Origin of the sequence: Nonomuraea sp. KM90 (assembly GCF_052246675.1) — a bacterium.
Classification (GTDB): domain Bacteria; phylum Actinomycetota; class Actinomycetes; order Streptosporangiales; family Streptosporangiaceae; genus Nonomuraea.
Window position 1 is genome coordinate 34,538 of record NZ_JBQQCB010000029.1, and the last position, 14,225, is coordinate 48,762.

A 14,225-nucleotide genomic window follows, 5' to 3' on the forward strand; every position below is an offset into this window, starting at 1 on the left:
GGCGCGTCGACGGTTGCCGCGGGGGGTCCATCGGGACCCTCCGCAGGGATCGCAGCAGCGATCGGCTGGGACCTCAGTCCCACCAGAAGGACCAGGCGTGGCCGCCGATGAGCTGCTCGGCGTACGCCTGGAGGTCGCCCGGCCCCTGCACGACGTTGTCCGGGCAGAACGTCCAGTGTTCGGCCGCCACGTGTAACGCGTGCTCGGGATCGGCCGGCGGCGCCGCCACGCTCAGCTCCAGCGTGTTGAACCCGACGCTCACCACCCGCGCTCCGAACCGGTCCTCCCAGCTGCGCACCACCGCCGCCATCGGCACCATCCACTCGTTGTGGTGCAGCGCCCCCTGCCAGCCCATGACCGCCAGCGCGTCCGCGCTCCGGTCGGCGGCGACCAGGGCGAGCGGCATGCCCCTGGCGGCCAGCTCGCCCGCCAGCCAGTCGGCGACCGCCCCCGCGTCGGCCCGCGGCACGCCCGGGGCGGCCAGTCCGGGGCAGATCGCGCCGTACGGCTCGAGCTCGTCCAGGGCGTCCTGCGGCATCTGCGCCACCCACTCCTGCCACACCTCGGTCATGAACCCCTCGGCGGTGAAGTGGTCGATCTGGCGGGGGTCGTCCGGCACGATCTGCCCGATGCCCCAGGGCTGGGCCGACTCGTCCAGCAGGAGCGGCCACAGGCCGCTGTGCGGGTGCCACTCGCGCATCAGTTTCCAGTCCGCGCCGGAGACCGGCTCGTCACTCATCCAGAACGCCGGCCGCGACGCCTCACCCTGCCTGGTGTAGCCGGGATCCGGCCAGACCACCTCACCAGGGGGGAGCTCCACGGGCAGCCTGCGCCCCCTGCCGCCGTCGGCGAACAGCCGGCACAGCTCGCGTGGCAGACGGAGATCGCTCATGCCCTACCGTTCCGATACCGAATCCTGTCTCGGAGATGGTAGTGCCGCCGGTCCCCTCAGCACCTGTGGGCTATGGACCGCTGTCGCGCGCGAGGCAGAATGGTGGGCTGTGATCCCCTTTGACGCTGTTCTGACGGACCTCGACGGCGTGCTGCGCCACTTCGACCACGCCGCGCAGGCCGACATCGAGGCCCGGTACGGCCTGCCCCTGATGAAGACGGCCTTCGACCCCGAGCTGATCACGCCTCCCACGCTCGGCCAGGTCAGCGAGGCGCAGTGGGCCGAGTCGATCGCCGTGGCGCTCGGCGGGGACGAGCGCGCCCGCCAGGCGGTGGACGAGTTCATCCGGATCCGCTTCTGGGTGGACGAGGAGGTCAGGGCGCTGCTGGCCCGGGTGCAGGAGCACGTACCGGTGATCATCGTGACCAACGCCATGGACACGCTGGAGGAGCACCTCGACCTGCTGGGGCTCACGTACTTCGCCGACGACGTGGTCAGCAGCGCCAGGGTCGGCGTGGCCAAGCCCGACCCGCGCATCTACCGGATCGCCGCGGAGCGCGCCGGGGCCGCGCCCGAGCGCTGCCTGTTCGTCGACGACCGGCTGCCGAACGTGGAGGCCGCCAGGGTGCTCGGCATGACCGGCGTGCACTACCGCACGCTCGCCGACCTGACGGCCGTCCTGGGCTGACCGGCCGGCCCGCCCGAAGATGTTGTTTCCGGCGCGGCTCGCGCCGGCCGCGCCGGAAACGCTGAGTGACCGCCGCCCCCCGCCGTTGTGGGCGAGCTGCGCTTCTCGCCAGGACAGGGGGCGGCGGCGACCGAGCGCCTGTCAGTACCCGCCGTAGGGATTCTGGGAGGGGGGCTGGGTATTGGGGGCGCTCGTCTGGTGGCCCGACGGATGGTTCGACGGGCTGCTGGACGGCGTGCCGGCGGCACCGTTCGAGCTCACCTTCGTGCCCTGCGGGGCGATGACGCCGATGAGGCCGTGCTTGGTCCCGTCGATGCCGGCGGAGAACCACAGGGAGCTCTCGCCGCCGGTGGCCGCGGTGCCGGGCTCGAGGTCCCAGAGGCCGGGCAGCACGATCGGCCTGCCGTCGGAGTTGCGCAGCGAACCGAGGTGACGGCCGCGCTTGTAGGCGTGTACGGTGCCGTCGCCGAAGTTGCCGACCAGCAGCGCGCCGGCGTACTGGCCCCAGCCCTTGGGCGCGGCGGTCAGGCCCCAGGGGGCGTTGAGCCCGACCCTGGAGATGCGGCCGGTGAGCCGCCCGTCGGCGCTGAAACGGCTCACGAAGCCCTTGCCGGCGCCGAAGACGGGCTTGCCGGTGGACTGGTCGCGCAGGGCGTAGGCGACCCAGATGTTGCCGTTGGCGACCGCGACGTTGTAGGCCTTGTAGGTCGAGGGGACGGCCGGGTCCCTGAACTGCCAGCGGCGCAGGGGGATCCGCCGGAAGTCCTCGTCGAAGGCGTGGACGCGCCCGCCGGCGAAGTCGGCGGCCAGCAGGAAGGCGCCGTCCTCGGTCTCAACGAGCTCCAGCCCCTTGTAGTCGGCGCCGCGGGTGAAGGCCGCGATGATCGCGTTGGCCGGGTCGACCTCCGCGTTCCAGCCGGTGATGGCGCCGCTCGGGCTGGAGAAGATGAACGTGGCGGGCTTGCCCTTCACGGTGAAGCCGTCGCCGGGGTTGAACACCTGGCCCGTCGGGGCTCCGCCCGGGATGGCCACCTCGGTCTGCTCCTTCTTGCCCGTGCCGGAGTAGACGGTGGCACTGCCGGTGCCGGTGTTCGAGACCCACAGAGTCTTGCCCATGGCCAGGCCCCACGGGTTGACGACCTTGGGGTCGGTGACCGGGGCTTTGCCCTTGACATCCGACACAAGGTTGATGACGTCGAATCGAGTCCTGGTGGTGGCGTGTGCGGGAGTGGTGAGAGTCGCTCCCAGAACGACCGCAACAGCGCAGAGTGTGATGATGCGTGGCCGCATCCGTTGCCTCCTAGTTAGCGCTTGTGACGCGAGATACGTGGAGGGTGGGAGGCGGGTTCAGTCGGGCCCGCAAATATCGGGTCGGGAGTTTTCCGCGCCTGGCGGGGGAGAGGGAGAACCATGAACGTCTTGGGCATCGACATCGGCGGCTCCGGCATCAAGGGTGCGCCGGTCGACACGAAGGCCGGTGAGCTGCTGGAAGAGCGGCTGCGCGTCCCCACGCCGCACCCGTCGGGGCCTGACGAGGTGGCCGGGGTGGTGGCCTCGATCGTCGAGCATTTCAGCTGGAACGGTCCGGTCGGGGTCACGTTCCCCGGTGTCGTGGTGAACGGCGTGGTCAGGTCGGCCGCCAACGTGGACCGCTCGTGGGTCGGCGTGGACGCCTCCCGGCTGTTCGGCGGTGCGACGGTGCTGAACGACGCCGACGCGGCGGGCCTGGCCGAGGTGCGGTTCGGACGGGGGCGCGGGCTCAAGGGGTCCGTGCTGCTGCTGACGTTCGGTACGGGCATCGGCAGCGCGCTGTTCACCGACGGGGTGCTGGTGCCCAACACCGAGCTGGGGCACCTGCAGCTGCACGGCAAGGACGCCGAGCATCGCGCCTCGGCGCGGGTCAGGGACGAGCACGGGCTCAGCTGGGAGAAGTGGGCCGAGCGGGTCGAGGAGTACCTGCGGCACGTCGAGATGCTGTTCTCGCCGTCGCTGATCCTGATCGGCGGGGGTGCGAGCAAGAAGGCCGAGAAGTTCCTGCCGTACGTCCATCTCGACACCCCCGTGGAGCCCGCCGCCCTGCAGAACGAGGCGGGCATCATCGGCGCCGCCCACGCGGCCGCCGCCGCCCGCGCGTAGCCGGCCTGGGCCATGGGTGTGCGGCCGGGTCAGCCCCGGCCGTCGGCCGACAGCGCGTCGGCCATGCTCTCCAGCTGGTCCAGGAGCACCCTGGCCTGGGCCGGGCCCAGCACGGCCGTCATGCGGCGCTCGATCGCCAGCACGTCGGCCGTGGCCGCCTCCAGGAGCCGTTCCCCGGCGGGCGTCAGCCGGGTCGGCAGCGCGCGCCCCGACGGAGCCGTCGCGGGCCGCTCCACCAGCCCGGCGTCCTCCAGGTTCCGCAGCAGCACGTTCATCGACTGCCGCGTCACGAACGCCCCGCGCGCCAGCTCCGCGTTCGACAGCCCGGGTCGCCGGCCGAGCAGGTCCAGGCACGCGAACTGCGGTGTCGTGATCCCGTGCGCGCGCAACGCGCCGTCCATGGCCGCGCGCAGGGCGGCCTGCACCCGCTTGAGCTGGTAGCCGACGGTACGGCCGAGGTCTTCTTGCTTCATGTCAGTATTCTGACATATGGTCCTCAAGTCAGATTCCTGACATATGACAAGGAGCAGCCATGACCGTCACCGGAGTCGACTTCATCGCCCTGCAGGTTCGCGACCTCGCCGGGGCCGCCGAGTTCTACGAGACGCGCCTCGGGCTCAAGCGCGCCCCTGTCGCCCCGCCGCACGCGGTCGTGTTCGCCACAGAGCCCATCCCCTTCGCCGTCCGCGAGCCGCTCCCCGGCGTGGAGCTGCCGCAGCGGCCCGGCACGGGCGTGGCGCTCTGGCTCAAGGCCGGCGACGCGCAGCGGCTGCACGACGAGCTGCGGGAGGCGGGCGTGCCGATCGTGACCCCGCCCGTCGACGGCCCCTTCGGGCGTACGTTCTCCTTCGCCGACCCCGAGGGTTACGTGATCACCATTCACGATCGCTAGACACGGCGTTATTGGGATGCGAGGAGTGGGCGTTGTCGGGCAGCATGGGCGGTTGGCTCCGGGGATGCGGGGCTCAAATATCCTGATAGCAGTATGGGAACGCCTTCGTTGTCCTCTCCACTCGCCGAGCTCCAGTCTCGCCTGCCCGACCTCATGCCGCGCGACCAGCGGCGGCTGCGGCGCAGGCTCGACGGCATGCGCCGGGTGCGCTCCCGCGACGCGCGGGACAAGATCGTCGCTGAGATCCTCGCCGACCTGGAGCGGGCCGAGCAACGACTGGCGCGGCGCCGCGAAGCCGTGCCGGTGGTGAAATATCCGGAAAACCTGCCTGTCTCCCAGCGTAAAGACGACATCCTCGAAGCCATCCGCGACCACCAGGTCGTGATCATCGCGGGCGAGACGGGCTCCGGCAAGACCACCCAGATCCCCAAGATCTGCCTGGAGCTGGGCCGGGGCGTACGCGGGCTGATCGGTCACACCCAGCCCCGCCGCATCGCCGCCCGCACGGTCGCCGAGCGCATCGCCGAGGAGCTCGGCACCGGCCTCGGCGAGGTGGTCGGCTACAAGGTCCGCTTCACCGACCAGGCGAGCGAGCGCACCCTGGTCAAGCTGATGACCGACGGCATCCTGCTGGCCGAGCTGCAGAACGACCGCATGCTCGACCAGTACGACACGCTGATCATCGACGAGGCCCACGAGCGCAGCCTCAACATCGACTTCATCCTCGGCTACCTGAAACAGCTCCTCCCCAAGCGCCCCGACCTCAAGGTGATCATCACCAGCGCCACGATCGACCCCGAGCGGTTCTCCCGCCACTTCGACGACGCGCCGATCGTCGAGGTGTCGGGGCGCACCTACCCGGTCGAGGTGCGCTACCGGCCGCTGGACGAGGACGACGACCAGACGCAGGGCATCGTGGACGCCTGCCGCGAGCTGACGGGGGAGGGCCCCGGCGACATCCTGGTGTTCCTGTCGGGCGAGCGGGAGATCCGCGACGCCGCCGACGCCCTGGCCAAGGCCGAGTTCCGCAACACCGAGATCCTCCCGCTCTACGCCCGCCTGAGCGCCGCCGAGCAGCACCGCGTCTTCCAGCGCCACACCGGCCGCCGCATCGTGCTGGCCACCAACGTCGCGGAGACCTCGCTCACGGTCCCCGGCATCAAATACGTGGTCGACCCCGGGTTCGCCCGCATCTCCCGCTACAGCCACCGCACCAAGGTGCAGCGCCTGCCGATCGAGGCCATCTCGCAGGCCAGCGCCAACCAGCGCAAGGGCCGCTCCGGGCGCACGTCCGACGGCATCTGCATCCGGCTCTACGAGGAAGAGGACTTTCTCAGCCGGCCGGAGTTCACCGACCCCGAGATCCTGCGCACCAACCTGGCCTCCGTCATCCTCCAGATGACCTCGATCGGGCTGGGCGACATCGAGGCCTTCCCGTTCGTCGAGCCGCCGGACCGCCGCCAGGTCAAGGACGGCGTCAACCTGCTGCACGAGCTGGGCGCGTTCGACGCCCAGGGCAAGCTCACCGGCGTCGGCCGCAAGCTGGCGCAGCTGCCCGTGGACCCCCGCCTGGGCCGCATGGTGCTCGAGGCCGAGAAGAACGGCTGCCTGCGCGAGGTCATGGTCATCGCCGCCGCCCTGTCCATCCAGGACCCGCGCGAGCGCCCCTCCGACAAGCAGCAGCAGGCCGACGAGAAGCACCGCCGCTTCGCCGACCCCGAGTCGGACTTCATGGCCTACCTCAACCTGTGGAGCTACCTGCGCGAGAAGCAGAAGGAGCTGTCGTCCAGCGCGTTCCGGCGGTTGTGCAAGGCGGAGTTCCTCAACTACCTGCGCGTGCGGGAGTGGCAGGACATCTACAGCCAGGTCCGCCAGTCGCTCGGCGCCCAGCCCAACAGCCAGGACGCGCAGCCGTACCACGTGCACATCTCCCTGCTGGTCGGGCTGCTGTCGCACATCGGCGTCAAGGACGTCATGGACAAGCAGCGCGGCCAGGACGGCCGCAGGCCGATCCAGGAATACCTCGGGGCCCGCAACGCCCGCTTCGCCGTCTTCCCCGGCTCGGCGCTGGCCAGGAAGCAGCCGCAGTGGCTCATGTCGGCCGAGCTGGTCGAGACCTCGCGCCTGTGGGCCCGGGTCAACGCCAAGATCGAGCCCGACTGGGTCGAGCCGCTCGCGCAACACCTGGTCAAGCGCACCTACTCCGAGCCCCACTGGGAGAAGAACCAGGGCGCCGTGATCGCCCTGGAGAAGGTCACCCTCTACGGCGTGCCGCTCGTGGTCGGCCGCAAGGTCAACTACGGGCGCATCGACCCCGACCTGTCGCGCGAGCTGTTCATCAGGCACGCGCTGGTCGAGGGCGACTGGGACACCCACCACCGCTTCCTCAAGGACAACCGCCGGCTGCTCGAAGAGGTCGAGGAGCTGGAGAACCGCGCCCGCCGCCGCGACATCATGGTGGACGACGAGGCGCTCTACGACTTCTACGACCAGCGCGTACCGGCCGACGTGGTCTCGGCCCGCCACTTCGACTCGTGGTGGAAGAAGGCCGCGCAGGAGCAGCCCGACCTGCTCACGTTCTCGCCGGAGATGCTGGTCAACGAGGGCGCCGACGTCAGCACCCGTGACTACCCCGACACCTGGAAGCAGCTCGGGCAGCGGATGAAGCTGACCTACCAGTTCGAGCCCGGGGCCGACGCCGACGGCGTCACCGTCCACGTGCCGCTCCAGGTGCTCAACCAGGTCAGCTCCGACGGCTTCGACTGGCAGATCCCCGGGCTGCGTGAAGAGCTGATCACCGCGCTCATCCGGTCGCTGCCGAAGAACCTGCGCCGCAACTTCGTGCCCGCCCCCAACTACGCCAAGCAGGTCCTGGCCGGGGTCGAGCAGGGCGGGGAGCCGCTGCTGGCGGCCGTGGAGCGCGAGCTGCTGCGGCTGACCGGCGTACGCGTGCCGCGCGAGGCCTGGCAGCTCGACCAGGTGCCCGACCACCTGCGCATCACCTACCGGGTGATCGACGAGCGCAGGCGCACGGTGGCCGAGGACAAGGACCTCGACGCGCTCAAGCGCCGCCTCGCGCCGCGCCTGCGCCAGACGCTCTCCCAGGCCGGCGACGACCTGGAGCAGACGGGCCTGCACACCTGGAGCTTCGGCACGCTGCCCAAGGTGTTCGAGCAGGGCCGGATGAAGGGCTATCCGGCCCTGGTGGACGCCGGCGACTCGGTCTCCATCAAGATCTTCGAGACGCAGGCCGAGCAGCGCCGCTCCCACTGGCCGGGCGTGCGCCGCCTGCTCCTGCTCAACGTCACCAACCCGGCCAAGTCCCTGCTCGGCGGCCTGTCCAACCAGGCCAAGCTGGCCCTGTCACGCAGCCCGCACGGCGGGGCGGTGGCGCTGTTCGACGACGTGGTCAACGCGGCCGTGGACAAGCTGATGCTCGACGTCGGCGGCCCGGCCTGGGACCCGGTCGGCTTCGACCGCCTCTACCAGCACGTGCGGGCGAACCTGTACGGCACGGCGAAGGACGTGCTGGCGCGGGTGGAGCAGATCCTGAGCGTCTGGCACGAGGCCGGCGCCCGCCTCGACGCCCTGCGGCCGAGCGCGTCGACCGACGACGTCAGGGAGCAGCTGGCCAGACTCGTGTACGCGGGCTTCGTGACGGCCACGGGTCACCGGCGGCTGCCGGACATCCTGCGCTACATCCGGGCCATCGACCGCCGCCTGACGAAGCTCCCTGAGGAGCCGTGGCGGGACCAGGAGTGGATGGACCGGGTGCACAAGGTCGAGGACGACTATCACGACCTGCTGGAGAAGCTGCATCCGGCGCGGCGCGGGGACGCGGACGTGGTGGAGATCCGGTGGATGATCGAGGAGCTGCGGGTGAGCTTCTTCGCCCAGACCCTCGGCACCCCGACCCCCGTGTCGGAGAAGCGGATCGGGAAGACGATGGAGAAGCTCGCACCGTGAAGCTGATCGGCCCGTGAAGACGATCGGCCCGTGAAGACGATCGGCCGCCTCCGCCGGGAGCGGAGGCGGCCGATCGGTAAAGCTGATCACGCGGGAACGCTGGACACGTCCCGCTCGTAGAAGCGGTGCCCCGCCACCGCCTGCGCGAAGGCCGTCGCGATGTCGTCCCCCACGAACACCCCGACGTCGTTGGGCAACTGCGCGGCCTCCACCAGTTGCCGACCCGAGCCCACCGCGCCGATGGCCTTGTTGTGCCGGAACGCCTCCAGCAGGAAGAACCGCGCCCGCCCCATCGAAGCCAGCGCCGCGCCGTCCGCCGCCACCACGGCGTCGTAGATGACGGAGTTGGCCGCGCTCAGCTGGCGGTCCACCGGGAGGCCGCCGACCTCGCCCTCGTGCGGGGCCACGATCTCGCAGATCGCCCCCTGGCCCTCCAGGGCCTGGCGCAGGGAGGTGACGGCGGCGGCGTCGGCCCCGTCGCCCATGAGGACGGCGATCTTGCGGGTGGCGACGCTGCGCGGCTGGCCGGTCATGCTGAGCGCGGGCGAGGCGTTCGCGTGCACCGGGCCGCCCCCGGCCGGCGCCGGGAGGCCAAGCCCCCGGGCCACCTGGGCGCCCAGGTCCGGGTGGATCCTGCCCAGATGGGCGACCATGGCCTCCTTGATGTGCTTGCGCTCGACGTGCCCGAGCTCGAACAGGTACGCGGCCACGATGTGCTGCTTCTCCCAGTCCGCCATGCTGTTCCAGAACAGGGTGGCCTGGCTGTAGTGGTCCTCGAAGCTGGGGCTGCGCATCCGGATCTTGGAGCCGTCCACCTTCTCCTGGTGGTGCCGGTAGCCGTCCATGGCCGCCGGGCAGCCGCCGCTGATGGAGTTCGGGGCGTAGCTGGTGCGCGACTCGTGGATCTGGTGCTGGTGGAAGCCGTCGCGCTGGTCGTTGCGTACGGGGGCGATCGGCCGGTTGATCGGGATCTGCGGGAAGTTGGGCCCGGCCAGGCGCAGCAGCTGGGTGTCGAGGTAGGAGAAGTTCCTGGCCTGCAGCAGCGGGTCGTTGCTGAAGTCGATGCCCGGCACCAGGTTGGCCGTGTGGAAGGCCACCTGCTCGGTCTCGGCGAAGAAGTTCTGCGGGTTCCGGTTGAGCGTCATCTTGCCGATGGGCCGCAGCGGCACCTGTTCCTCAGGGATGATCTTCGTGGCGTCGAGCAGGTCGAAGTCGAAGTCGTGCTCGCGCGACTCGGGCACGAGCTGCACGCACAGCTCGTACTCGGGATAGACGCCGCGCTCGATCGCCTCCCACAGGTCACGGCGGTTGTAGTCGGGGTCGTTCCCCTGGATGCGCAGCACCTCGTCCCACACCAGCGAGTACGTCCCCAGCACCGGCCGCCAGTGCCACTTGACGAACGTCCCCTGCCCCGCGGCGTTCACCAGCCGGAACGTGTGCACCCCGAACCCCTGCATCATCCGGTAGCTGCGCGGGATCGCCCGGTCGGACATCAGCCACATGACCATGTGCAGCGACTCCGGCTGGAGCTGGACGAAGTCCCAGAACGTGTCGTGCGCCGACTGCGCCTGCGGGATCTCGTTGTGCGGCTCCGGCTTGACGGCGTGCACGAAGTCGGGGAACTTGATGCCGTCCTGGATGAAGAAGACCGGGAAGTTGTTGCCGACGAGGTCGAAGTTGCCCTGCGTGGTGTAGAACTTCGTGGCGAAGCCGCGCACGTCGCGCACGGTGTCGGCCGAGCCGCGCGAGCCCGCCACGGTCGAGAAGCGCACGAAGGTCGGCGTCTTCACCGTGGTGTCGTTCAGGAACGCCGCGGTGGTCAGGTCGCCGAGGGGCTCGTACAGCTCGAAGACCCCGTACGCGCCGGCGCCCCTGGCGTGCACCACCCGCTCGGGGATGCGCTCGTGGTCGAAGCGGGTGATCTTCTCACGGAAGTGGAAGTCCTCCATGATCGTGGGCCCGCGTGTGCCCGCCTTGAGCGAGTTGTCGGTGTCGTCGACCGGAACGCCCTGGTCGGTGGTCATGTTGAGATCGTCGAGGGGTACACGGTGCTCGTCGAGCTGACGGTCCTTCGCGTCGCGCTCTGGTTGCATGGAAAAATCCCCCTTGCAGGTATTTGTCCGGGCTGTGGTCTAGTGCCCGGATGAATGAGGTGAAACAGGGTTTGCCGAGCAGGGGGATCGATGATCAAGACAGTGGTGCTCGACGTCGGGGAGACGCTGATCGACGAGACGCGCATCTGGACCCGCTGGGCCGGCCGGCTGGGCGTCAGCCCCTTCGTGCTGATGGGCGCGCTCGGCGGCATGGCCGCCCTGGACCGGCCGCACGGCGACGCCTTCCGGCTCGTCCGCCCCGGCTTCGACCTCGCCGCCGAGGAGGCCGCCTGGGAGCGGGACGACCCCACCGGCCTGCGCAACCACTTCGACGCCGACGATCTCTACCTCGACGTGCGCGAGGCCCTGGCCGGCCTCCGAGCGGCCGGGTACCAGGTGATCATCGCCGGGAACCAGCCGCGGCGGGCCTTCGACGCGCTGGTCGCCATGGACCTGCCCGCCGACTCCGTGCACACCTCCGAGGGATGGGGCGTCTCCAAGCCGGATCCCGGATTCTTCGCCAAGGTCGCGGCGGTCGCCGGGCGCGAGCCGGCCGAGATCCTCTACGTGGGGGACCGGCTCGACAACGACGTGCTGCCGGCCGCCGCGGCGGGCATGCGGACCGCGCTGCTGCGCCGCGGCCCGTGGGGCTACCTGCATGCCGAGCGCCCCCAAGCAGCGGCCGCCGACGTGATCGCCGACGGCCTGCATGCTCTTCTCCCCGCCCTGGGACGGCTCATGTGAGATTTTCGTCGGGATCGATGCGGACCGCCCGCTCCTCCGCCGACAGGTCGTCGGAGTCGTCGCCCCAGTCCTCGCCGATCTCCTCGTCGTCCCGGTCCGGCTCCAGCCCCTCGTCCGGCTGGGTCAGCCGGTGCTTGGAGCGGGGTTCGCGCAGCCGTTCCGGAGCCTCGCGGCGCAGGCGCTCGTCGAGCGTGTCCCTGTGCTGCGGGTCGTCCTCGGCGACTTCATGAGTGAGGCCGAGATCGTCGGTCCACTCCTCGACCTCGATCTCCTGCTCGTCGCTCATGCCGTACCGGTTCGGAGGTGTTTCGGTCATACGCGCCCCCTACCCAGGGAACGGCCCGGAATCCTATGACTTGGCGTGCCTTAGGGCCTGCTCCAACTCTTCCTTGCCCATATGGGACCTGCCGGGAATGTCGGCCTTCTGTGCCTGCTCGTACAGCTCGGCCTTCGTGGCGCCGTCGCCCGTGCCGGACAGGGCCTGCAGCTCCTCGGCCCTGCGCTGCTTGAACGCCCGGCCGAGCTGCTCCAGCTCCTTCGCGCCGGCCGACTTCTTCAGCGAGGGCAGGATCTTGGTCTCCTCCTCCTCGACGTGGTGGGTGACGGAGGCGATGAGCTCGTCGAGCGTCTTGGTGAACTCCGCCGAGCCGGGCTCCGCGCGTACGAGGGAGTCGAGGAGGACCTCCGCCTCCTTGTGCTCCTCGACGCTGTGGTGCGCGTCGATGCCCGGATAGACGCGGTCCTCCTCGGCGCGCGCGTGCGCGATCAGGAGGGCGTGCAGCTCGGCGACGGTGGCCTTCTGATCGCCCTGCTTCTTCTTGAGCCGCTCGAAGAGGCCTTCCACGACTCTGTGGTCCTGGGTGATGAGAGTGATGACATCGGTAGCCATGGTGACGCTAGCTACCCGGACGGTCACCGTCCAATCGCTGAGCCGACGAGCGAGCGCGGGTCGGCCGCCCCCGCCAGCATTCCGTCCGGCCGCAGGTCGATGACGTGCGCGTGGCCGAACGAGCTCCCGTACGGCAGCGCCGCCACCCGGTGCCCGAGCGCCGTCAGGCCGTCGGCCCAGCCGCCGCCCTCCTCCAGGTCGAGGACCGCGTCGTCGGGCGCCTCCCAGGTGTCGAACCCGGTGCCGCCGGTGCCCAGCCGCCAGCGCGGCGCGGAGATCGCCTGCCCGGGCTCCTCGCCGTGCCGCAGCAGCCTGGTGATGACCTGCAGCAGGATCTGGGGCTGCGCGTCGCCGCCCATCGTGCCCACCACGGACCTGAGCGTGCCGTCGGGGCGGGTGATGAGCGCCGGGGTCAGGGTGTGGGGCGGGCGCCGCCCGGGGCCGTACTCGGCGGGGTGGCCGGGCTTGAGTGAGAAGCCGATGCCGCGGTTGTGGAGGTTGATCCCGGTACGCGGCTCGAACACCATGCTGCCGAACCCCGACGCGTTCGACTGGATCAGCGACACGCCCATGCCGTCGCCGTCCACCGCGCACAGGTACGTCGTGTCGCCCCGCTCGGTCTGCCCCCGCAGCCGCAATCGTGACCGGGGGTCGATCAGTGCCCGTCGCCCGGCGATCTGGGCCGGGTCGAGCAGGTCCTTGGCGTCCTCGTGCAGCACGTCGAGCCGGTCGTGCCCGGCGACCCTGGCGGCCTCGGCCAGCAGGTGGGCCCAGGCGGGATGGTGCGGCGAGGCGGGCAGGTCGAGGCCCTCGGCGATGGCGAGGGACATCAGCAGCAGGTAACCCTGGGAGTTGGGCGGCATCGACCAGACGTCGTGGCCGGACGAGCGCGCCTTGAGCGGCTCGACCCAGTCGGCGCCGGGCGCGGCCAGGTCGGCCTCGGTGTATTCGCCCGCGCCCAGCTCGATCAGGCCCTGGCCGAACTCGCCCAGGTAGAAGCCGTCCCGGCCGCGCTCGGCCACGGCCTGGAGCGCGCGAGCCACGCCCGGCCTGGTCAGGCGGTCGCCCGCGGCGCGTACGGGGGCGAAGTCGGAGCCGCCCGGACGGCGGGCCGCGTTCCTGGCGCCGGCCACCATCAGCGGCGAGGCGGGGAACCCGTCGCGGGCCAGCCGGATCGCCGGCGCGAGCAGGTCGGGCATGGGCAGGCGGCCGTGCCGGGCGTGCAGCGCGAGCCAGCCGTCCACGCAGCCGGGCACCGTCACCGACCTGATGTCGTGCAGGTGGGGCATGCGCGCGTGGCCCTCGGCACGCAGCCGGGCGGGATCCGCGCCGGAACCCGCCCGGCCGGAGGCGTTGAGCGCGCTCACGCCGCCGTCGTGGACGAGGGCGAACAGGTCGCCGCCCAGGCCGCACATGTGAGGGGCGACGACGGTGAGCACGGCGTTGGCGGCGATGGCCGCGTCCGCTGCCGACCCGCCGCGGTCCAGCGTCGCCAGCCCGGCCCCCGAGGCCAGGTGGTCGACGCTGCACACCATGCCGGAGGGCGCGTATCTGGTGTTGTGCACGTCCAAGAGAGTACGCGCCCCCGCCCGGCACCCGCTCGGGCTCACCCCTGGTCGCGCAGCCGCGCCAGCGCCTCCTTGAGCTGGTGGCGCAGCGTGGCGACCTCCCGCTCCAGCTCCAGGATGCGGCGGATGGCGATCAGCGTCATGCCCTCCTCGGCCATCCGCGTGACGTGCTGGACGATGATGATGTCGCGCCGCGAGTAACGCCGCTGGCCGCCGCTCGACCGGCTCGGCCTGATGACGTCGTGCTGGTCGAGCCGCCGCAGGAAGGCATGCTGGACCTGCAGCATCTCCGCCACCTGCCCGAGCGAGTAGAGAGGCGCGTGCTCGTCGTCGAAGGGCAGGTCCGGCATCTCGCTG

The 14,225-nt window shown here is 70.8% G+C and carries 13 protein-coding genes; 5 read left to right on the forward strand and 8 right to left on the reverse strand.

Annotated elements, in window-relative coordinates:
• Positions 1 to 73 precede the first annotated feature (73 nt).
• Positions 74 to 892 carry a DUF4253 domain-containing protein gene (locus ACTWPW_RS27080; RefSeq protein ID WP_364125288.1) on the reverse strand — a complete coding sequence of 273 codons (819 nt, stop codon included), beginning with the start codon at positions 890 to 892 and terminating at the stop codon, positions 74 to 76.
• A gap of 109 nt (positions 893 to 1,001) precedes the next feature.
• Between ACTWPW_RS27080 and ACTWPW_RS27085 the strand changes: the two genes are divergently transcribed.
• Positions 1,002 to 1,580: an HAD family hydrolase gene (locus ACTWPW_RS27085; RefSeq protein WP_375115299.1), complete on the forward strand. Its 579-nt coding sequence runs from the start codon at positions 1,002 to 1,004 to the stop codon at positions 1,578 to 1,580.
• Positions 1,581 to 1,721: 141 nt separating this feature from the next.
• Here ACTWPW_RS27085 and ACTWPW_RS27090 read toward each other — a convergent pair whose 3' ends face one another.
• Positions 1,722 to 2,762, reverse strand: coding sequence for a TIGR03118 family protein (locus tag ACTWPW_RS27090; RefSeq protein WP_375115298.1), 1,041 nt, complete (start codon positions 2,760 to 2,762; stop codon positions 1,722 to 1,724).
• A gap of 228 nt (positions 2,763 to 2,990) precedes the next feature.
• Between ACTWPW_RS27090 and ppgK the strand changes: the two genes are divergently transcribed.
• Entirely contained in the window at positions 2,991 to 3,716 is a 726-nt protein-coding gene (ppgK, locus tag ACTWPW_RS27095; protein WP_375115297.1) for a polyphosphate--glucose phosphotransferase, read from the forward strand.
• A gap of 29 nt (positions 3,717 to 3,745) precedes the next feature.
• Here the strand turns inward: ppgK and ACTWPW_RS27100 are convergent, their stop codons facing one another.
• Positions 3,746 to 4,189, reverse strand: a complete 444-nt coding sequence (locus tag ACTWPW_RS27100) for a MarR family winged helix-turn-helix transcriptional regulator (RefSeq protein WP_375115296.1) — start codon at positions 4,187 to 4,189, stop codon at positions 3,746 to 3,748.
• Positions 4,190 to 4,248: 59 nt separating this feature from the next.
• Between ACTWPW_RS27100 and ACTWPW_RS27105 the strand changes: the two genes are divergently transcribed.
• Positions 4,249 to 4,608 (forward strand): VOC family protein, encoded by a 360-nt coding sequence (locus ACTWPW_RS27105; protein ID WP_443170274.1) that lies wholly within the window; start codon positions 4,249 to 4,251, stop codon positions 4,606 to 4,608.
• A 93-nt stretch (positions 4,609 to 4,701) separates the two neighbouring features.
• Positions 4,702 to 8,574, forward strand: a complete 3,873-nt coding sequence (hrpA, locus tag ACTWPW_RS27110; protein WP_443170275.1) for an ATP-dependent RNA helicase HrpA — start codon at positions 4,702 to 4,704, stop codon at positions 8,572 to 8,574.
• Positions 8,575 to 8,660: 86 nt separating this feature from the next.
• Here the strand turns inward: hrpA and ACTWPW_RS27115 are convergent, their stop codons facing one another.
• A complete protein-coding gene (locus ACTWPW_RS27115; protein ID WP_443170276.1) occupies positions 8,661 to 10,667 on the reverse strand; it encodes a catalase in 2,007 nt (668 codons plus the stop codon).
• A 90-nt stretch (positions 10,668 to 10,757) separates the two neighbouring features.
• Between ACTWPW_RS27115 and ACTWPW_RS27120 the strand changes: the two genes are divergently transcribed.
• Positions 10,758 to 11,411 (forward strand): HAD family hydrolase, encoded by a 654-nt coding sequence (locus tag ACTWPW_RS27120; RefSeq protein WP_443170277.1) that lies wholly within the window; start codon positions 10,758 to 10,760, stop codon positions 11,409 to 11,411.
• Here the strand turns inward: ACTWPW_RS27120 and ACTWPW_RS27125 are convergent.
• The 4 genes from ACTWPW_RS27125 to ACTWPW_RS27140 are packed head-to-tail and all read right to left on the reverse strand — an operon-like array spanning position 11,404 to position 14,218.
• A complete protein-coding gene (locus tag ACTWPW_RS27125) occupies positions 11,404 to 11,727 on the reverse strand; it encodes a DUF5709 domain-containing protein (protein ID WP_375115291.1) in 324 nt (107 codons plus the stop codon). The genes ACTWPW_RS27120 and ACTWPW_RS27125 overlap by 8 nt on opposite strands.
• A 33-nt stretch (positions 11,728 to 11,760) precedes the next feature.
• A complete protein-coding gene (locus tag ACTWPW_RS27130) occupies positions 11,761 to 12,300 on the reverse strand; it encodes a hemerythrin domain-containing protein (protein WP_375115290.1) in 540 nt (179 codons plus the stop codon).
• A gap of 23 nt (positions 12,301 to 12,323) precedes the next feature.
• Positions 12,324 to 13,865, reverse strand: a complete 1,542-nt coding sequence (locus ACTWPW_RS27135; protein ID WP_443170278.1) for a gamma-glutamyltransferase family protein — start codon at positions 13,863 to 13,865, stop codon at positions 12,324 to 12,326.
• A 41-nt stretch (positions 13,866 to 13,906) separates the two neighbouring features.
• The gene (locus ACTWPW_RS27140; protein ID WP_375115288.1) at positions 13,907 to 14,218 is read right to left on the reverse strand and encodes a MerR family transcriptional regulator; all 312 of its coding nucleotides are present in this window, start codon (positions 14,216 to 14,218) and stop codon (positions 13,907 to 13,909) included.
• Between the last annotated feature and the right edge of the window lie 7 nt (positions 14,219 to 14,225).

What these genes read in the sequence shown, in the direction of transcription:
- ACTWPW_RS27080 (WP_364125288.1), bottom strand. Translation starts at nt 892, where the DNA reads ATGAGCGATCTCCGTCTGCCACGCGAGCTGTGCCGGCTGTTCGCCGAC.
- ACTWPW_RS27105 (WP_443170274.1), top strand. Translation starts at nt 4,249, where the DNA reads ATGACCGTCACCGGAGTCGACTTCATCGCCCTGCAGGTTCGCGACCTC.
- ppgK (WP_375115297.1), top strand. Translation starts at nt 2,991, where the DNA reads ATGAACGTCTTGGGCATCGACATCGGCGGCTCCGGCATCAAGGGTGCG.
- ACTWPW_RS27115 (WP_443170276.1), bottom strand. Translation starts at nt 10,667, where the DNA reads ATGCAACCAGAGCGCGACGCGAAGGACCGTCAGCTCGACGAGCACCGT.
- hrpA (WP_443170275.1), top strand. Translation starts at nt 4,702, where the DNA reads ATGGGAACGCCTTCGTTGTCCTCTCCACTCGCCGAGCTCCAGTCTCGC.
- ACTWPW_RS27120 (WP_443170277.1), top strand. Translation starts at nt 10,758, where the DNA reads ATGATCAAGACAGTGGTGCTCGACGTCGGGGAGACGCTGATCGACGAG.
- ACTWPW_RS27140 (WP_375115288.1), bottom strand. Translation starts at nt 14,218, where the DNA reads ATGCCGGACCTGCCCTTCGACGACGAGCACGCGCCTCTCTACTCGCTC.
- ACTWPW_RS27130 (WP_375115290.1), bottom strand. Translation starts at nt 12,300, where the DNA reads ATGGCTACCGATGTCATCACTCTCATCACCCAGGACCACAGAGTCGTG.
- ACTWPW_RS27100 (WP_375115296.1), bottom strand. Translation starts at nt 4,189, where the DNA reads ATGAAGCAAGAAGACCTCGGCCGTACCGTCGGCTACCAGCTCAAGCGG.
- ACTWPW_RS27125 (WP_375115291.1), bottom strand. Translation starts at nt 11,727, where the DNA reads ATGACCGAAACACCTCCGAACCGGTACGGCATGAGCGACGAGCAGGAG.